This is a genomic window from Clostridium sp. SHJSY1, from assembly GCF_031626875.1.
Classification (GTDB): Bacteria; Bacillota; Clostridia; order Clostridiales; family Clostridiaceae; genus Clostridium.
This window is the reverse complement of sequence record NZ_JANDMF010000020.1, coordinates 1-20347: the sequence shown is the minus strand read 5'-3', so window position 1 is coordinate 20347 and position 20347 is coordinate 1. Positions and strand designations below refer to the sequence as shown.

21 protein-coding genes are annotated in these 20347 nt (G+C 27.7%); 3 read left to right on the top strand and 18 right to left on the bottom strand.

Features of this window, described 5'->3' with window-relative positions; translation table 11 throughout:
• Nucleotides 1-50: 50 nt before the first annotated feature.
• The 8 genes from NNC19_RS10625 to NNC19_RS10590 form a co-directional block, all read right to left on the bottom strand.
• Nucleotides 51-467 (bottom strand): GtrA family protein, encoded by a 417-nt coding sequence (locus NNC19_RS10625; RefSeq protein ID WP_310938628.1) that lies wholly within the window; start codon nt 465-467, stop codon nt 51-53.
• Nucleotides 451-1419, bottom strand: a complete 969-nt coding sequence (locus NNC19_RS10620; protein WP_310938627.1) for a glycosyltransferase family 2 protein — start codon at nt 1417-1419, stop codon at nt 451-453. The genes NNC19_RS10625 and NNC19_RS10620 overlap by 17 nt, the downstream gene beginning before the upstream one ends.
• 130 nt (nt 1420-1549) lie before the next feature.
• Nucleotides 1550-3265, bottom strand: coding sequence for a glycosyltransferase family 39 protein (locus tag NNC19_RS10615; protein WP_310938626.1), 1716 nt, complete (start codon nt 3263-3265; stop codon nt 1550-1552).
• 164 nt (nt 3266-3429) lie between these two features.
• Nucleotides 3430-4803, bottom strand: coding sequence for a HAMP domain-containing sensor histidine kinase (locus tag NNC19_RS10610; RefSeq protein ID WP_310938625.1), 1374 nt, complete (start codon nt 4801-4803; stop codon nt 3430-3432).
• Nucleotides 4800-5483: a response regulator transcription factor gene (locus NNC19_RS10605; protein ID WP_310938624.1), complete on the bottom strand. Its 684-nt coding sequence runs from the start codon at nt 5481-5483 to the stop codon at nt 4800-4802. Before NNC19_RS10605 ends, NNC19_RS10610 begins: the two co-directional genes overlap by 4 nt.
• Nucleotides 5484-5653: 170 nt before the next feature.
• Nucleotides 5654-6247: a TVP38/TMEM64 family protein gene (locus tag NNC19_RS10600; RefSeq protein ID WP_310938623.1), complete on the bottom strand. Its 594-nt coding sequence runs from the start codon at nt 6245-6247 to the stop codon at nt 5654-5656.
• Nucleotides 6248-6273: 26 nt separating this feature from the next.
• Nucleotides 6274-7296: a glycosyltransferase family 4 protein gene (locus NNC19_RS10595; protein ID WP_310938622.1), complete on the bottom strand. Its 1023-nt coding sequence runs from the start codon at nt 7294-7296 to the stop codon at nt 6274-6276.
• Nucleotides 7293-8501: a glycosyltransferase family 4 protein gene (locus tag NNC19_RS10590; RefSeq protein ID WP_310938621.1), complete on the bottom strand. Its 1209-nt coding sequence runs from the start codon at nt 8499-8501 to the stop codon at nt 7293-7295. The genes NNC19_RS10595 and NNC19_RS10590 overlap by 4 nt, the downstream gene beginning before the upstream one ends.
• A gap of 417 nt (nt 8502-8918) precedes the next feature.
• Between NNC19_RS10590 and NNC19_RS10585 the strand changes: the two genes are divergently transcribed.
• The 3 genes from NNC19_RS10585 (at nt 8919) to NNC19_RS10575 (ending at nt 10845) form a co-directional block, all read left to right on the top strand.
• Nucleotides 8919-9800 carry a DUF2628 domain-containing protein gene (locus NNC19_RS10585; protein ID WP_310938620.1) on the top strand — a complete coding sequence of 294 codons (882 nt, stop codon included), beginning with the start codon at nt 8919-8921 and terminating at the stop codon, nt 9798-9800.
• A 174-nt stretch (nt 9801-9974) separates the two neighbouring features.
• The gene (locus NNC19_RS10580; protein ID WP_310938619.1) at nt 9975-10232 is read left to right on the top strand and encodes an autorepressor SdpR family transcription factor; all 258 of its coding nucleotides are present in this window, start codon (nt 9975-9977) and stop codon (nt 10230-10232) included.
• 13 nt (nt 10233-10245) lie between these two features.
• Nucleotides 10246-10845: an SdpI family protein gene (locus NNC19_RS10575; RefSeq protein ID WP_310938618.1), complete on the top strand. Its 600-nt coding sequence runs from the start codon at nt 10246-10248 to the stop codon at nt 10843-10845.
• A 73-nt stretch (nt 10846-10918) separates the two neighbouring features.
• On the opposite strand, the gene NNC19_RS10570 is transcribed toward NNC19_RS10575, so the two are convergent.
• The 10 genes from NNC19_RS10570 to NNC19_RS10525 form a co-directional block, all read right to left on the bottom strand.
• Nucleotides 10919-11362 (bottom strand): MarR family transcriptional regulator, encoded by a 444-nt coding sequence (locus tag NNC19_RS10570; protein WP_310938617.1) that lies wholly within the window; start codon nt 11360-11362, stop codon nt 10919-10921.
• A 15-nt stretch (nt 11363-11377) separates the two neighbouring features.
• Complete coding sequence (locus tag NNC19_RS10565; protein ID WP_310938616.1) at nt 11378-12013, bottom strand: class I SAM-dependent methyltransferase; 636 nt, start codon at nt 12011-12013, stop codon at nt 11378-11380.
• 112 nt (nt 12014-12125) lie between these two features.
• A complete protein-coding gene (locus NNC19_RS10560; protein ID WP_310938615.1) occupies nt 12126-12695 on the bottom strand; it encodes a nitroreductase family protein in 570 nt (189 codons plus the stop codon).
• Nucleotides 12696-12793: 98 nt separating this feature from the next.
• Entirely contained in the window at nt 12794-13303 is a 510-nt protein-coding gene (locus tag NNC19_RS10555) for a DUF4825 domain-containing protein (RefSeq protein ID WP_310938614.1), read from the bottom strand.
• Nucleotides 13304-13367: 64 nt separating this feature from the next.
• Entirely contained in the window at nt 13368-15245 is a 1878-nt protein-coding gene (locus NNC19_RS10550) for an APC family permease (RefSeq protein WP_310938613.1), read from the bottom strand.
• 110 nt (nt 15246-15355) lie between these two features.
• The gene (locus tag NNC19_RS10545; RefSeq protein WP_310938612.1) at nt 15356-17233 is read right to left on the bottom strand and encodes an APC family permease; all 1878 of its coding nucleotides are present in this window, start codon (nt 17231-17233) and stop codon (nt 15356-15358) included.
• A 250-nt stretch (nt 17234-17483) separates the two neighbouring features.
• A complete protein-coding gene (locus NNC19_RS10540) occupies nt 17484-17633 on the bottom strand; it encodes a hypothetical protein (protein ID WP_310938611.1) in 150 nt (49 codons plus the stop codon).
• Between the two features lie 108 nt (nt 17634-17741).
• The gene (locus NNC19_RS10535) at nt 17742-18449 is read right to left on the bottom strand and encodes an MBL fold metallo-hydrolase (protein WP_310938610.1); all 708 of its coding nucleotides are present in this window, start codon (nt 18447-18449) and stop codon (nt 17742-17744) included.
• Nucleotides 18450-18668: 219 nt separating this feature from the next.
• Nucleotides 18669-19226 (bottom strand): NUDIX hydrolase, encoded by a 558-nt coding sequence (locus tag NNC19_RS10530; protein ID WP_310938609.1) that lies wholly within the window; start codon nt 19224-19226, stop codon nt 18669-18671.
• 87 nt (nt 19227-19313) lie between these two features.
• Nucleotides 19314-20063 carry an AAA family ATPase gene (locus NNC19_RS10525; protein ID WP_310938608.1) on the bottom strand — a complete coding sequence of 250 codons (750 nt, stop codon included), beginning with the start codon at nt 20061-20063 and terminating at the stop codon, nt 19314-19316.
• Between the last annotated feature and the right edge of the window lie 284 nt (nt 20064-20347).

Below are 20347 nucleotides of genomic sequence, written 5' to 3'. Positions count from 1 at the left end.
GCAGAATTAACAAAAATGTTAACCCTGCTATTTTTTCTCTTTACTATCTTTTATTTAAATACCCATAGTTTATATGCCACAAAATTTATCACTTGTGCTACTAAGGTGACTAATATTTTAGAAACATATACATTTAAACTTAAATTGGTAACTAGAAGCTTCATAATTATCATGGTTGCTATTAATGATATTAAATTAACTACAACAAATTGTGTAAGTTCATGAAGTGTCTTCTTCTCAGACTTTTGATCATTAAATGTCCATTTTTTATTAAAAATAAAGCTATTTGCTACACCAAAGCTATATCCTAGAACTTGGCTTAAAATATAATTTACACCTAAAACTCCATTACAAATTGTAAATACTAAAAAATCAATTAGAGTATTAACAACTCCTATAACTGAAAACTTACTTATATGCCTAAATTGATCATAAAATAATCCCTTAACCTTAGTTTCTAACTTCATAAGGCTTTTCAACCTCCTTCTTGTTTACAATATTATCTATTACATAAAGAGGTCTATTCTTACTTTCATCAAAAATTCTACCAATATATTGTCCCATTACTCCAATACATATAAATATAAATCCAAACATGATTAAGTTAATTGCTAATATAAAACTTATATTTAATATATTGATATTTTTTATTAGGTCATTGATTATATTTCCAATAAACAATATAACTCCTAAAAATAATGCTAAAGCACCTAAGTAATTAGCTATCATAAGTGGTTTAAATGAAAATGATGTTATACCATCAAATGCCAGCTTCAACATTTTCTTTAATGGATATTTTGTCTCTCCTGCAAACCTTTCTTGCCTTACAAACTCTACAGAAGTTTGTTTAAATCCAAGCCAACTAACAAGCCCTCTTACAAATCTATTTTTTTCTGGTAAAGAATTCAATGCATCACATACTCTTCTATCTATAAGTCTAAAATCTCCAGTATCTACTGGTATTTCAACTGTAGTCATACTCTTTAAAAGCCTATAATAACTTTTTGCAGTGAACTTTTTAAAGAAAGTTTCACCTTCTCTTTTTGCTCTTTTTCCATATACTACATCATATCCTTCTTTCCACTTTTTAATCATGTCTAACATAACTTCTGGTGGATCCTGAAGATCTGCATCAATCACTATTACTGCCTTTCCAACTGCAACCTCCATACCTGCTGTTATAGCTGGTTGATGTCCAAAGTTTCTTGAAAAATTCACTAGTTTTATATAGCTATCTTTCTCACAAAGATCTTCAACTATATCTTTTGTTCTATCTTTGCTTCCATCATTTACAAATATAATTTCATACTCTTCTTCTGTTGATTCCATAACCTCTGTTAATCTTCTGTGTGATTCTCTAATTACTAATTCCTCATTATATAAAGGGACTATAACTGAATAAATTACTTCATTTTTCATTATCTATCACTCCGTTCATATTATTTATACAGCCTACCCACAGCTAATCTCTAACTCTATATTGCTAATTATAACCATCAATTGTTGTAGCAATATCGAAAAAATGTGTGAACTTTATGGGAAAACTTCTTTAATTCGCCATTACTTTTCTCTTATCCCACACTATTTTTACAAGATAAATAAACAATAATACATTTAAAAGTGATGTTATTATAAGTAAAGGACTATAACTTACCCCATTCATTAAGAATGAGTTTCCACATAGAATTGCGTAAGTATTAACAAAAATTGTAATACTAAATCCAAAAGCTAGATGTAAAAACCTCTTATCTTTTTGATAGATATAAGCTAAAACGGCTAATGCTGCTGCTGGGAATAGATATCTTTCATGCATACCTACTGAAAAAGTAAATACTCCTGCTATTTGAATTAGTGCTGCTACTGGAGCAAAATTATTATCATTTCTTTTAGCATAAATAAACCAAGAAAATAAAGTAGTAAGAACTATAAATAACATTCCATAAGTGTGATAGCTAAATATAAACCATGTTGTTGAATTCTTTATGTAATTAGCCCCAATTAAGCTAAAAAAGTTGAATCCATTAACAGATGCATATGGATATTCAGATATTGTGCTTGAATAAAGATTAATAATCCATAATGGACTTTGATTTATTGAAAAAGGAATTATAACAACTAATACTGTAATTAAAGCTGTTCCTGCCATTTTTAAAACAAGTTTTAAATCTCTTTTTCTTACAACTTCAAATAAAAGTATTGGAAGATATACAATACCTTGTGGCTTCATAAGCACACCTATTGTAAATACTAATGTTGACAGTATTGGTCTCTTCTCTGCCATTAAATATACTGCAATTAATATGATCATGGTAAAGAAAGAATCCACTTGTCCCCATAATGTTGAATTGATAACTACAGCTGGATTAAAGATATAAAATAATGCTAATATTGTACTTGCTTCTGATGATATATATTTTTTAGCTAATTTGTAAAGAAGAAAAGCTGATATAATATCTGCAAGTATTGGTGGAATTTTAATAAATAATGTACTATAAGCACTTAAACTAGAAATATTTATAATCTTACCTACAAAAAACAAAATATAAATATAAAATGGTGGATAATCAGCCCTAGATCCTGAATAGAAATTAGATAAACTATTTGCTGCACTATTTGCCCAAGTTCTAAAGAAATTAAGATCTGTAGAATATCCTTCTACCAATAATCCAAATGCAATTCTTAAAAATAACCCTGTCCCTAAAATACTAAATATTATCAGCTTTTGATCTTTTGGATCAATCTTTATCTTTTTATATTTTAGGATAAAATAAGCTCCTATAGCTAAGCCAAAAAATATTATAGAATATATAATAAGCGAAGTTCCATAACTAGAATTGTTATTATTTCCACCCATACCATGTTGCATAAATCCTCCGTTATTATGATTTCCATTAGAATTCATATTAGGGGCTTGTCCTTGTGATGGTCTATTTTCTCCCTTTTGTTCTGTTGTCTCTTGATTTTTATCTGTTGTACTATTTGTTGAATCATTTGATATTTGACCATCTTCTCCACCAAAACCTGATGGTGGAGTTTGACCATCTTGTCCTTGATTATCTGTAGGTGGTACTTGATTTTGTCCTATACCATCTGAGCCATTTGATTGTTGTCCTTCCATTTTATTTCCTGGGAAACTTTGTTCCATTTGGTTTTGAGTTGTACTTTCATTGCTACTATGATTCCATACTGTAAATCCACAAAAAATTAATGATAATAACAATGCGAAAATTAAACTGATTCTTAAAATCTGCTTTTTAAATAACATTTTTTCGCCTCCAAATTTATAATATAATTCCTACACCTTATCTAAATTTTAAATAGGAATTGTTGTACTAGTATCAAATAATTATGTGAACTTTATGTGATATTTTTCTAATACAAAAATTAAAGACTGGAGCTCAAATATTTCTCCAGTCTTGCAATTTTAAATTAAGTATTTTTTTGAATTCTAGGTAGTTTTATTATAAAACTTACACCTTTATCTCTATTCTTAGCTCTTATCTCACCATTATGATAATCTATAATCTTCTTTGTTATAGCAAGTCCAAGTCCAAAATTTCCTGTTTTATCCTTATACATATTATCAAAAATATGGTCTATATGCTCTTCATTAATTTTAGGTCCATCATTATATATGTCTAATACTACAAAAGAGTTTTCTTCCTTCAAATTAATGGTTATCTTATCTTCAACATATCTTAATCCATTTTCTATTATATTTTCTAGCGCGACTTGTACTTTTTCAGCATTTCCTTTAATAAATACATCATTAATGTTTAACTCCCAATCTATTTTACTATTAACAACTTCAAATCTATTAACAATATGCAATAATAGTTCACCTAGATTAATTTCATTAATCTCTTTATTACTCTCCATAACATAATTTAATGTATTTAAATATAATATTTGTTTAATCTTTTTTTCAAGACTAATAGCTTCATCCCTTATTATTTCAGCTGTCTTTTCAACCGATTCTACATATATACCATCAATAATAGCATCTGCATGACTCATAATTACCATAACAGGTGTTTTTAAATCATGAGAAATACTTTGCAAAAACATGGTTTCTTCTTCATCTGCACGTTTTAACTCTTTTCTCATAGTATTCATTGATTCTGCAAGCCTACCTATTTCATCATCACTTTCTATTGTTATAGGATCTTTCCAATCCTTATTAGCAATTTTCTTAGTAAAGCATTCAAGTTTTTGAAGTGGTCTCGATATATAATTGGCTATTAACTTAGAGGTAAAAAATCCTATTATTATAAATATGCCTCCTGTTATTAATATTATATATACTATTGTGTAATCATGTTGAATAGGTACATATGATATAAAATATCCACTTGTAGCTCCTTTCTTAACTGAACTTATTACAAAAATATAGCTAGTATTTCCATAGGATGCTTGAAAATTTTCTTCATCCATGCTTGTTTTTGTAGCAAAATTACGCACCATCCATTCTTTAACTCTATTTTCATCACCTATCGGTGGTGTAGGATGCATACTTCCATCTGGATCTATATCCATAATATTATTTTGATTACTTCCCGAAATATAGTAAAAATTCTTACTTCCCTTAAGATTTTTAAATCCATCAAATTCTGGAGCTTTAGAATTATTATTTTTTAATACCCAACTATGTGAATATTTTAAATCTTCAAGTATATATTTTTCATCAATCTTTCTATAAATAAAAATATATATTAATGAGATACACATTACAATTATTAAGATAGCACTTGTAAATGTAGCCCATATCCTTATTGTTAAAGATTTAAATTTTAGTTTTTTCATAATACTATAACCAACTTATAGCCATACCCATATACAGTTTCAATATTTAAATTTTCCATCTTTTTTCTAAGCCTCCTAATTGTATCATCTACTACTCTATCTGAGCCAAAATAATCATCTCCCCAAACAGATACCAAAATTTGCTCTCTAGATAATAAGTTGTTTTTATTATCTAAAAAATAACTTAACAGTTCAAACTCCTTGTTAGTTAATTGAATCTTTTTTTCATCAAAAAAAACTGTTCTCTGTTTTTTATTAATAATATAGCCTTCAATTATTAATTCTTCTTCATTAAAAATTTCATTATTACCTTTTATATTAAGTCTTTCTAAAAGTTTATTTGTTCTTATTACAAGTTCTCTAGGTAAGAATGGCTTAGATAAATAATCATCACTACCAAGTTCAAGTCCAACTACCCTATCAAGTTCTTCATTTCTTGCAGACATAAATATAACTGGGGTGCCTTTATTATTTGCTTTTATTGCTTTTATAAGTCCATAACCATCTATATCAGGTAACATTATATCAAGTATCCAAAGATCTGGCATATCTTTTATTCTATCTAATGCTGAACTTCCTTCTGAAAATGTTGTTACTTCATATCCTTCAAGTTCCAAATATTTTTTTAATATTAAATTAAGATTTTTTTCATCTTCCACAAGGTATATTTTAATTGGCAATTCTACTACATCTCCATTTCAATACATATTTATGTAACAAATATACATTCTACTATTTTATCTCATTATATACTAGAAATAATTCAATATTGTGTCAATAGAAATTTCGTTTAAGCCCTATTTGAACTCTTAAAAAGTCTTTCAAACTAAAAAGTTTGAAAGACTTCCCTTTAACTAATCAATGAAATTACTCCTGTTAAGCCCAAACTATATAAAAAGATAGAACATGGCTTACCAAGTATTATAATCGTTATAAATTTTCTAAGAGTCATAGAAGTTGTACCTGCTAAAAAACATAAATAGTCATCTGGAGCTACTGGCATAAATATAGCTAATGCAAAAAGTTTTTCAAACTTCTTTCCTTTTTCAACCCAACTAATGTATTTATTAAATATTTTAGGTTTTACTATACTCTTAACTAATTTAAGTCCATAATATTTTGATAATAGAAATGCAACTATTGAACCAATTACAATTCCTATATAATTATAAATAAATCCATAAAGTGGTCCAAAAGCTATAACTCCAACAACACATCCAAATGCTCCAGGAGTGATTGGCAATACTACTTGTATTGCTTGAATTAATATAAAAATTATAGGTCCCCATATTCCAATCCTAATTATATAATTACTAAAAGCATCTTTAGACTGAAATACTCCTTGGTTTATACAATATATAATATAGACTACTATAATGGTTACTCCTATTATAGTACTTATATTTATTAAATTCTTTCCTACGTTACTTCTTTCTTGAACCATTTATGTTTTCTCCTAACTATATCTAATTAATTAGCTTTTACTCTTGAATAAAACTCCTTCCACATCCTAGAAACATGTTCTTTACTATAAAATTGATGTCCCTCAAAAGATCTTTCACATGCAGAATTATAAAAATCTTTATCTGTCTTTAATTTCTTTATAATTTCTATAAATTCTCCATTTTCTCTACCTTTCAAATAAAAATCAAAAAGAATATTTTTGTAGAGATCTATATCTCTAAGCAAAATAGGTAATCCTACATTCATAGATTCTAAAACTGTCATAGGAAAAAGCTCTTCATAGGATGGTAAAAACATTACATCTGACATGTTGTACACTTCATTCATCTTATTTCTATCTATCAACCCTAAAAAACAAACATTTTCTGGGACATTATCAAGAATCTTTTTAATCTCTTCATATCCATCAGAAATTTTCCCAAATGCAAAATTACCAGCCCATATAAATTGAACTTCTGGCATTCTCTTTGCAATATCAATAAAATCAAAAATTCCTTTTCTCTTTTGTAGCTGCCCAACACAAAGAACAGTAAATTTGCTTGAATCTAACTTATATTTTTGTCTCAATTCTGAAACCTCAACACAATCCAAAGGATAAAAACTTTTTGAATCTACAAAGTTTGGAATATAAGTTACTTTATTTCTATCCACACCATAATTCTCTAAAACATCTATAAAATAAGGATTTACAGTAACTAAATAATCCATGCTTTTATAAAAAGTTATCACATATTTATAAAATATCTTTTTAAGTATCACTGGTAAATGTATACTTTTTTCTAAAGTTTCAGGAAGAAAATGTACATATCCTACTGCCTTTCCTTTTCTTTTTGCAAATGGTATCATAAAAAAGAATTCTGGATTTATAGTATGAAAATGCATAATCTCACACAACTTTAGCTTGTTTTCTAAAACCTTGAACTCATCTGTAAACTCTTCTTTAACTAAATTTACTTGCTCATTATAAGCTGATAATACTCCTTGCCCCTTAACCATATCAGCTCTTGATAGCATATTAATTGAAATCATATCTTTCTCCTTAACATGTAATAATCCTCTTCCTCTACTGTTTCTCTAAATGCTCTGTTTTCTGATAGTTCATTAAAATAAACCTCTTCAATTTGATTTCCAAAATTCTCTTCTGAATATCTTTCAACCAACTTTCGAGCATTATTAGACATACTTATATACATATTATTATCATTTAAAATAGTTTCTATCTTCTCAAAAAATTCATTAGAATCTTTATAAACAAACCCATTATATCCATTTATAATTACTTTTTTCAAACACGAATCAGCTCTACACACTGCTGGTAATCCGCTTGCTAAAGCTTCTAAATAAGTCAATCCTTGAGTTTCACTATTAGAAGCACTGACAAAAATATCTCCTAATTTATAATACTTATGAATTTCTTTTGGATTTATCATTCCTGTAAAAATTACATTTTCATATATATTCATAATCTTAGCTTTCTTCTCTAGTTTGTTTCTAAAAGGTCCATCCCCAATTATTAATAATACTAACTTCTTATGTTCCTTTAACAATCTTTTCATGTTAATTAATAATTCATCTAAATTTTTTTCTTTTCCTAATCTCCCTATTGCTACCAATACTTTGCTCTCTTTATCTATTCCAAGTTGGTTTTTTAGTTTATCTATATCACCTTTTTTTGATTTTCCTTTAAACTTATCCAACTTTATTCCTGTTGGAACTGTAACAATTTTATTCTTTATTCCATAAGCTTTTAACATTACTTTTACCTTTTCAGTTGGGGCAATTACTGTTTCAACATTATCTAAAAATTTTTTTGAAAGTATACTTACTACTTTCCTTCCTAAATTCTTACTTGGAGTAAAATAATGAGTATAATATTCATACATGGTATGATAAGTATGGATTATTGGTATATTTAGTTTCTTTGATATTCTCTTAGCAAAAATAAAAGAAGTGAATTCAGATTGAGAATGAATAATATCTGGCTTCCAATTAATAATTTCTTCTATATACTTATTGTGGAAATTAATTGTTGCTCTAGCATTTGGGTATACTTTTACTCCAAATGATTTTATATAATAAACATTTCCTTCTTTCTTTGAATAGTTATTTTCTGATAAAGTTAAAATTCTAACATCATGCCCTCTTTCTAAAAGTTGTTTGCTCAAATTTACTATTGATGTTACTACACCATTTACTGTTGGAATAAATACATCTGTAGTCATTAAAATTTTCATACTTCCTTTTACCTCCAATGTTAAAATACTTTCATTTAAGTATACGCAAAACATTTTTATATAAGTATATGAATAATTATCTCTATAACAGATTAAATTTCCTTTAAATTTTTATTAGATATTCCTTAAGAATTAGTAAAGATTTAATTATCTTTTTAATTGAATACTATGTGATTTTTTTATTTCTTGGAATTGGTCTGCTTGACAAAATTGTAGAAAATATAATATCTATTACAAATTAGAATTATAGTTATGAATAAAAGATAGAATTTAAGTAAACAGCATATTAAACTTAAATTCTATCTTTTATTTATAGTAATTTTTCCTATAAGTTTGTCTATTTTTGTTGTATAATGAAAATGTACTATTTTAAATTTAAGCTTTTATACGCATTTTTTACTTAAAGGGGGATTTTAAATGTTCTGTCAAAAATGTGGAAAAGAGCTAACTGAAAATGATGTGTGTGAAAATTGTAACCCTTCCCACATTTCAAAAAACAGTTCTAAAGAAGCTAATGAAAGTAATTCTACTAAACAAAAACTTACTTTTAATGACATCTTCAATGAAACTAAAACAAATGATAAAAATCTTGAAAAAAAGACCCAAGATACATTCAATGATATTAATCTTAAAAAGAAGAGTAAAAATGTATTGAATGATAATGATCTTAAAAAGAAGAGTAAAAATATATTGGATGATGACACACTTAGAGATGCTAATAAAATTTCAACAGAAGAGATGATGAATTTTATTGCTGACGCAAATGTTGACTATTATATAAAAAAATGGAATAAATCACAAAAAAATAAGAATTTTCTTTCTTTAAACTTTCCAGCTTTCTTTACTAACTTTTTTTGGTTCTGGTATAGAAAGATGTATGCTACAGCAATAATAATATTTTTTGCTAGTGCAATACTCACAGCATTAATGGTTTGTTTTTCAATTATTATAGCAGCACCAATAGCTTCAGATTTTTCACCCTTCATATCTGAAAATAAATGGCTTTCACTATTAATATGCTTAATTATTCCATTAGTAGTTTCACTAAATGCTAATCATTTATACATAAAACATGCTACTAAAAAAATAAACAAGCTTAGATTAAAAAAATCCAAAGAACTTGATAAGGATGGATTTCTTAAAATATTAAGATCAAATGGTGGTACCACATTGGCCCCACTATTATTTATAATAACTTTTCTTATTATTTTACTTGTCTATATTCTTATAGTAATTGAACCATCTATTTTAATTAGAGGTATGAATTATGTTTTAAATTTTGTTAGAAAACTATTTTAAAGCATATCTTAAGGGAAGTTTAATACTTCCCTTAATTGTTGTAATATAAATTCATTTTAAATCCTAATTTTTTTAATATAACAAAAATAGTTGACAATCAAAGGTAATAAGCATAAACTGTAAATAAACATTTAACTAATTAGCTAAATATATAAAACAAAAAGGAGCTACATTATGAGTAAAGCATTTAAAGCATTAAGTGATGAAACACGGAGAGAAATTCTAAAATTACTTAATAAGCATGATATGAGTGCTGGAGAAATATCTGACCATTTCAATATGTCTAAGCCTTCCATCTCTAAGCATTTAGACATTTTAAGAGATGCAGAACTTATAAGTTCTGAGAAAAAAGGTCAATATGTTATTTATTCTATTAACACTTCAATACTTCAAGAAGTCCTTGGAAACTTCTTAGATATATTTAAAAAATAGAGGAGGTTCTAAAATGAAAAAAATTAATTTTATGGAACTATTATTTTTAATTACATCATTATTAATCGTAATCGCAAGTCTTATATTGCCTGAAAGCAATTTACTTTATTGTATTTTAGGAGCTCTATTTATAGCTGTACTTGCTGTATTTGATATAAAAATGCCTGCAGTTGCTAAACTGTCAAATAATAATCCTAAAGTAAAGACTATGAGATTCTTAAATAGAATTTGCATATTTATCTTTACTATTATATCTATATTTGCATTATTTTCACCACTTCAAGATTTATTTTCACCTAAAACTAGGGATATTTTATTAATTGGCATTGTGTCCTTATTCTTAATGATATTTGGCAATCTTTCTCCTAAAATACCTTGTAATAGATACTTTGGATTTAGACTTCCTTGGACTATAAGAGATGAAGATACTTGGAAAGTAGCCCATAAACTTTTGGGTTATTTATCCTTTCCAGTTGCAATAGCTATGTTTGTTTTATCATTCTTCTTTGATATTAATATAATAGCACCTATATTCATTTTGATTTTAATTTTAGTTCCAGGTATATATTCATTATTGTTCTATATTAAAAAGAGAAAAAGAATGGATATATAAGAGTTATAATAGTAAGTTTTTAAGGGAAGTTCATTTCAAAACTTGCTTCCCTTAAAAAATTTTCAAATTAAATTTATTCAAGATACTTAGCAATTTTTCTTAATAACTTAAAAAATTCTTCTCTTTCTTCATTAGTGTCTAAAGCATCTAACATACTTCCATAAATCTTTTTCTCAAATTCTATATGCTCTTTTTGCACAAGATGTCCTTCTTCCGTTAATTGAAGACCATAAGATCTCTTATCTCTTTTACTAATTATCCTATTTATATATTCACGTTTTTCTAGCCTATTAATAGCATTAGTTAAGGTACTCTTAGGTATATCTAGCTCAGCACAAATTTCCCCTAGAATAACATCTGGATTTTTAGAGACTATGTTTATTATACCAATTTCTGTAGTTGTTATAGTGCTAATTCTAGAGAATTCTTCCTCTAGTTTTCTATATTTATATTTTTTTACAATCCCATGAAACAGTTCACTTAATTCCTCTATTTCCTTTGTACTTTTACTATCCATTCTATCCTCCTTAAATCACTTTAATTGACTACTCACTTCTGCATCTAAAATAAATGAATTATAAGTTATTTTCTTAAAACAAGATAACTTAAAGCCACACTTTCTAAGTAATTCATCCATTTCCAATTTTGAGTATAATCTGTAGTCTCCTTGCTTACTGTACTTCAAAGAGTTATTGCAAATCTGCCTAATTATTGGTGGCATAGTAGGATCTCCAATTATTAAATGCCCTTTGGGATTTAATACTCTTAACATTTCACTTAATACTTTCATAGGTTCTGGATAATGATGAAAAGAATTTGAACAAATTATAATATCAAATGAATTATTGCCCCAAGGTAACCTTTCTGAATCTCCAATTCTTAATTCTGCTCTATCACCTAATCTTTCTCTTGCCACATTTAACATCTCTTCTGTTAAATCTATACCAGCTAAACTAATATCATTATCTTCTGCTAACCTAGAAAGTATTGTTCCAGTTCCACACCCTACATCCAATAATTTTTGTGGATTAAAATATTTAACTTTTCCCAACAAAGCATCATAAAGTCTTATAGAATGTTTTCCATTATATGTTTGTTCATAATTTTCTGCTTGCCTTCCAAAGGTTTCCTTTGATTTTTCCTTATAAATTTCCTTACTAACTCTCATATATTTTCCCTCCTAAATAAAGTACCACATTGGTACTATCCTTATTTAGAATAATACTACCACCTTTATATTTTGTCAATATATTCCATAAAGGTAGTAGTATTTTTATATCTTAAAATTTCATAATAATATCTTCAAGTTTTCTTTTAGGGATACAAAGTTCTCCATCTTCACCTCTATAATAGATAATAGAATTTTCAGCATCTACAGTTACAGGTGACTCTGCTTTATATCCTAATGCAATTACTGTATTAAGTAAAAATCTATCGGGTATTCTTAATATTTTACTTATTTCTTTTTTATTAATCGCCCCCATCCAGCAAGTTCCGATGCCTTCTTCATAAGCTCCCAGCAAAATATTTTCTACAGCTGCTCCTAAGTCTATTTCATAACCAGCCTTTTTTATATCTGTATCAACTAACACCGCTATAAATGATACTGGTCTTTCATCTTCTTTTTGTTTAAATTTATCACCTAAATACTTTGCCCAAGCTACATGTTCATATACTTTTTTAACTTCTTCTTCCTCATCAACTATAATATATTTTAAAGCTTGCAAATTTCCACCACATGGTGCCAACCTTGCTCCATTAATTAAATTTTCTAAAGTTTTTCTCGCAATTTTATCTTGCTTAAATTTTCTTACTGTTCTCCTAGCTAAAATAGTTTCCATCACACTCATAATTCAACCTCCAACATAATAATCTTTTGTAAATTATACCATAAAAAAATACACTATGAATGATTTTATAATCCATATCATAGTGTAAATTTGTCATATTAAATATTTTCAAGTGAATTCTTATCTTCAATCAAACTTTCTAAATCTTTACCATATCTTTTTTCTAAATCTTTTCTATTATATTTATAATTAGTTTCCACTATATTATCAACATTAAATTCAATATTTTCAGCATTACTGATAAGTCCTAATATTACTATAGCATTCTTTTCTAAAACTTTATTAACATCTTTTCCTTGCCAAAAATTATAAAAATCTTCTTCTCCTAAACTTTCATTTACCTTATAATTTACAGTTATTCCATAAGGCTCTTTATCTGTTTGCAAAGAGATTCCTTTTTTATAAATATTAGCAGGCAATTTCCATAGTATACTTTCAACCTTGCTGAAATCTCCTACATATGAACCTTTATATTTTTGTAAATCATTTATATTAACTTGTGAAAAATTCTCTACTCTTTCATTTGATAATTTATTACTTCCACATCCCATTAAGCTCAATGATAATATTAATATTATAGGAATAATTTTTTTAACCACCTTATCCATAAAGCCTCCATTTATATTATTTTAATGATTATATAATATAATTAATAATTTGTATATATAAATGTTAGTCATTATCTATCTCACATACATCTGCCTCAGTTAAATGATAAGGATATGTGGATACTGTTATACTATATTTTCTTAATAGTGTTTCCCTTAAGAAAAAGCCTGTATGATTATGTAAGAACCCGCCCCACCATTCATGACTTTCAAATTCAGGTAATATTACAGTAATCCTTTCATTTTCTCCTGCTGCTTTTGCCATTTGTTCTATATAATTTAAAATAGGAGTTACAATAGCTCTATATGGAGAATATTTTGCTACAAGTTTTATGTTAGTATCAAGAAGCTTCCATCTATTTTTCAATTTCTCTAAAGCCTCCTTATCTGTTGATATATTCAATGCTATTACATTATCACTTACACTTTGAGCATATTGAAGAGCTCCAATTGTAGCTTTATTCAAACTAACCAAAGGCACTATCATTAAATGTTCATACTTAATTTTAAAGTTTGTACTCTCTAATGTTTTCTCATTTATTCTTAACCTACAGGCTACACGATTATAATGGTTATGAATCATTATCATTAAATAAACAAGGCTAGGTACTACTATAATTACTATCCATGCCCCATGTTTAAATTTTTCATATGCTATAATTCCAGTTGTTATAAAACTAATTACTGCCCCAAATCCATTGATAGTAGCACGTGCTTTCCACCCATTTTCCTTGGTTTTCTTCCAATAAATCACCATTCCAGACTGTGCTAAAGTAAATGACATAAAAACACCAACAGAATAGAGAGGAATTAAAAGATGAGTATCAGCCTTAAAAGCTATAACAAGGAATGATGCTATAAAAGTAAGAACTATAATTCCTACAGTAAAACTCAACCTTTTACCTCTTATGGTAAATTGCCTTGGAGCATATCCATCCTTCCCTACGACATACATAAGCATAGGAAATCCTGTAAATGCAGTGTTGCAAGCCATAAGTAATATAATGGCTGTACTAATTTGAATAACATAAAACATTATGCCATTACTAAACACTCCATATGCTAGTTGTGATATTACAGTAGGTCCCCCATGTATAGGAACCGCCTGATAAAACCGAGCAAGTATAGATGTTCCTCCAAATATAAATAGTATTAACCCTGTTAATAGAACCATTACAATTTTGGCATTTTTCTGTGAAGGATTTTTAAAATTAGGAACTGAATTACTTACAGCTTCAAGTCCTGTTAGAGCAGAGCATCCTGACGAAAATGATTTCATTATTAAAAATATACCTATACTTTCTCCTAATCCTGAATCTTTAATAGGTGTTACCAAATGATAAGGTTCACTTCCTAAAACAAGATATTTAAATAAACCATATATAATCAAAAAAATCATGCTCAAGATAAAAATATATGTTGGTATACTAAATATTTTAGAGGATTCACTTATTCCTCTTAAATTCAAAATAGTTATTATTATTATTAAGCATACAACAATTAATACCTTATGTTGATGAAATTGTGGAAATGCTGAAACTATAGCAGCTACACTGGCACTGGCACTTACTGCAACAGTAAGTACATAATCTATTAATAGTGCTGCTCCTGCTACAAGCCCTGTTTTTATCCCTAAATTTTCCTTAGCAACAATATACGCTCCCCCTCCACGTGGATAAGCAGTTATAATTTGAATATAGGAAATTGTAAGAACTATAAGTAACCCTATTATCATTAAAGAAGTCCATGTAAGCCAACTAAAAGCTAGAACACCTATTGCTGGAACTAAAACAAAAAGAATTTCTTCAGCTGCATAAGCAACAGAAGAAATTGCATCACTAGCCATAATAGCAAGACCAAAAGGAATATTATATTTCTCATGAGCACCTTGTTCATTAGTTAAAGGTTCACCTATTAATATATCCATAAATTTTTCAAGCATAGTTAGAAACCTCCCATAGTATTCTGTTACTTAGTTTTCCCAGAATGAATAAAAAAATATACCCGATTAAGATATACATTCTTAATCGGGTATATAAAAACTAAAAAATATTAACTATTATTAGCTTCTTTTTCATCTGAATCACTTAAATGATATGGGAATGTTGTAACTATTATTTTATCCTTTTTAAGTAAAGTTTCTCTTAAGAAAAAGCCTGTATGGTTATGTAAGACACTTCCCCATTTTTCGTGAGTTTCAAACTCTGGTAAAACTACAGTTATTCTTTCATTCTCTATAGTTGCATTTGCAATAAGATCTATATAATTTATTATTGGTGTTACTACAGCTCTATAAGGAGAATATTTAGAAATTAATAGTATATCTGTATCCAATAACTCCCACTTAGCTTTTAATTTTTCTAAAGCTTCTTTATCAGTTGATATATTTAATGCTATTACATTATCACTTATACTTTGAGCATATTGAAGCGCCCCTATTGTAGCTTTATTTAAGCTTGCTATAGGTACAATAACTAAATGATAATATTTCACTCTAAAATCTACTTTTTTCAGATCTTCCTCACTTATTCTTAATCCACAAGCAACTTTATTATAATGTTTATGAATTCTTAGCATACTGAGTACAAGAATTGGAATTACCAATATTACTGCCCATGCACCTGCAAAAAACTTTTCAGATGCTATAATTCCTGTAGTTACTAAGGTAATCACTGCTCCAAATCCATTTATAAATGAACGATACTTCCATCCATCTTCTTTTGTGTTTTTCCAATGCATAACCATACCTGATTGTGCTAATGTAAATGATATAAATACACCAACAGAATAAAGTGGTATTAAAAGGTGTGTATCTGCATTAAATATAAATACTAAAATGCATGCTACAAATGAAAGAGCCATAATTCCTACACTAAAGGACAATCTCTTCCCCCTTATTGTAAATTGTCTAGGTACATAACTGTCCTTACCTACAACATACATAAGCATCGGAAACCCTGTAAAAGCAGTATTACATGCCATAAGTAGTATAATGGCTGTACTAAACTGAATTACATAAAACATTATTCCACTACCAAAAACTCCATATGCAAGTTGTGAAATTACAGTTGGTCCACCATGTATAGGGACAGCTTGATAAAATCTAGCAAGTATTGATGTTCCTCCAAATATAAACAAAATTAATGAAGTTAATAAAATCATTACAGTTTTTGCATTTTTTTGCGAAGGTTCCTTGAAGTTTGGTACTGAATTACTTACAGCTTCAAGTCCTGTTAATGCAGAACACCCTGAAGAAAATGCTCTCATTATTAAAAATATACTTATATTCTCTACTAAATTTGAATCTTGTATAGGCTGAACTAATTGTTCTGGTGAAATTCCCAAAACTAAAAATTTAAACAATCCATATATGATCATAAAAATCATACTAAATATAAAAATATATGTTGGTATACTAAATACTCTAGAAGATTCACTTATTCCTCTGAGATTCATTATTGTTATAACAACAATGAGTAATATAACAATTAAGACCTTATACTTGTCCAATTGTGGAAATGCTGACACTATAGCAGCCACACTTGCACTGGCACTTACTGCAACTGTCAGTATATAATCTATTAAAAGAGCTGCTCCTGCAACAAGTCCTGGTTTTACTCCTAAGTTTTCCTTTGCAACAATATATGCTCCACCTCCATGTGGATAAGCTCTTATTATCTGAATATAGGAAACTGTAAGAATTATAAGTAATCCTATTATCATCAAAGATATTAATGAAAGCCAATTAAATGCCATACTTCCTAGAACAGGAACCAAAACAAAAAGAATTTCTTCTGCAGCATAAGCAACAGATGATACTGCATCACTAGCCATAATAGCTAATCCAAATGGAACATTATATTTTTCTTGAGCACCTTGTTCATTTGATAAAGGTTCCCCTATTAATATATCCAAAAATTTTTGAAGCATTTTTTTCCCCTTCCCTACACACTTCCTAGGTTATTTAATTCTATAACCCATATTAATCTCCTAATGTACTATGATATAGATTGATTTTTTGCTATTTATATTTGCTTCTTCAATATCCTCTATTAATATAACTATCACAGTCCCTCCATAATAAAATATATTTCTCAAATAAACTAAAATTATTCCATTAATTCAAAAATATTATAAAACTATTTGGATAAATAATCAAATTTATATTTGTTAGATTCTCCTAATTTCTCAAAGTGTTTAAATACTCTAAGTTTTTCCTTTCCTTACGTCTTACAAATATCCACTTACTTTTATGTTTTACTGCTATAACTGCAAACTTTAGCTTACTATCTTCAATGACTCCTATGTCATGATAATCAACTACTTGCATTCTATCAAGTTCCTTTCAATATACTTTTATTACACACTATATCATTACAGCTTTAAATTGAGAATTAAAATAGAGAATGAGAAATAACTCTTCATTCTCTATTTTCAATTAATCCACTATTTCAACTACATTAAATCCACAAAATTCAATTTGTTCTTCTGTAATATGTTCATCTAAATGCATACAATAGACTTTCTCTTTAAAATTCTCTGGTATTATTGAAGAGAGTTTACTTAAAGATAAGTGATTATTACCTTCATAATCTAATCCACAGGTATCTTGATAAATTCTATCTATTTCTCCATTTACAAGACTATTGATAATTTCCTCACTTATATTGTTACTATCTCCACTATAATAAAGTTTCTTTTCATTTAGTTTCATTGCAAATCCATAGGCTGGTATAGTGCTAACATGAGAAACTTTAAAAAATTCCACCCCAAATTCTCCAATTTCACTATCATCTATGTATACTAAATCTGATCCATTATGGTAATACATTTCAGGACTTACCCCTATACTAGCTAAGAATACCTCCATAAATTCCTTATTAGGAAATAAAATAGTTGGTCTTTGTTTTAATATGTAATATGCATAAAATATAATTTCGCCAAGACTACCAACATGGTCTGGATGTGTATGTGTTATTACTATGTATAAATTTTTCACTTCATCTAATAAATTTAATTTTCTTAATCTATCAAATATAGTTCCTCCACAATCAATAAGAATTAAACTGTCATTCTTTTTTATATAAGCGCTTGTATTACCAAGCATTGTATTAAAAGCACTTCCTTTACCTATAAAATTTAGCATAAATTATCTCCTCCTAAGTTTACAATTATCAACAAAGCTATTGTATATCATACATGTATGGAATGGTAAAAGCAATCAAATACTTATCCACCTTAAATTATCAATATACTTTTTCCTCATAATATCCCTCCAAAATTATCTTACATTAGTTTTCAACAGATTCTTTACCATATTATACTATATATGTAGACTTTTTAATGGTATTTCTTGAAAATTATCTCATTGAACTTTAATCTTTGATATTAATTTCTCATAAACTTTTTTCATATGTGGTTCATTTGAATAAGTGTTAACTTCATCTATTGGAATCCATTTAACTCCACTATTTTCATCATCTTTAACAGTAAGCATTTCATTTTCATTAGCCTCAGCTAAAAATGCAACTGAAAAATGTAAATGTGGTGATACATATTCACCCCTTTTTACATGTCCAATTACATGTAATATATCTAAAGCTTCAATTTCTCTACTAATTGACTTAACACCTTTCACTCCTGTTTCTTCTTGGACTTCTCTTATTGCTACTCCTAACAAATTTTCTTCTCCATCTGCATGTCCTCCTGTCCATGACCAAGAATTATATATATTGTGATGAACCATTAATGCTTTATCTCTTGCCTTATTTACTACAAAAGCTGAACTTGTTATATGACAAATCCTATTCTCTCTTGTCAAAATATCATCGAAAGTCTCTATGCAATTTAGAATTATTTCTTTATCTTTTTCTTCTTGCTCATTACATGGGATATACTCTTTTATTTGCTCTTTCCAATCCATAATTTACTCCTTAATTCTCTTTAAATTTTTCACATTTCTTATCAATATATTTTCCTATTACATACCATCCCTTCATATTGCATAATCTTAATCTATTAAAATTTCTATCATCTTATTTCTATTATTCATAAAGCTCTTCATAATTTTATAATGTTCAGTTTCCTCATAATTAACCATTTCTATATTTTCTTTTATCTCATATATAATTGAATGAGGATAAGCCATTATAATTGGAGAATGTGTTGCAATAATAAATTGAGAATTTAATTTCACCAATTCATTAATTCTAGAAATCATAGCCATTTGTCTTGCAGGGGATAGTGCTGCCTCTGGTTCATCTAGTATATATAGGCCATTTCCTCCAAATCTATTCATAAATACTGAAAAGAAAGATTCTCCATGAGATTGCTTATGCAAAGATTTTCCACCATAAGAAGATAATAAACTATGAGCACGATCTACACTATCAAGTTCATCAACATTAGTTGCAAAATTATAAAAACTTTCTGCCCTTAAAAAGAATCCATCCTTTGGTTTTTTCACCCCTTTTATAAGCTTTATATATTTATATAATTCTGAATGAGTTTCCTCTGATGAAAAATTAAAATTAATTGTCCCACCTTCTGGATTAAAGCCATATGCAGTTGCTATAGCCTCTAAAATTGTTGATTTTCCTGACCCATTTTCACCTACTATAAAAGTCACTTTTGGATGTAATGGCAAATTTGATAAATTCTTTATTATAGGTAGACAATATGGATATTCTGAAAATGAGTCTACATCATTTCTTTTCAGTTCAACACTTCTTAAAAATTGATTTTGTTCTAATAATCTCATAACTATCTCCATTTCTTCTTTATTTTCTAAACAAATTTCTACCACTTTATAAGAAAACATATTACACTATATATTGAATTTGTCATTTTATTGACACATAATAATTATATAATAAATTCATAAAGTAGTTTAAAAATTATTTATTTCCCCTATTAAAATAAATAATAATTTAAAATGGCTTATCTCCCCCTATGAGATAAGCCATTACAGAGTGTCGACAAAGTCGACACTCTTTCGTTTTTATAATAAAATATTCTTGGGTGATAAAAATGTTAACAAAGAAA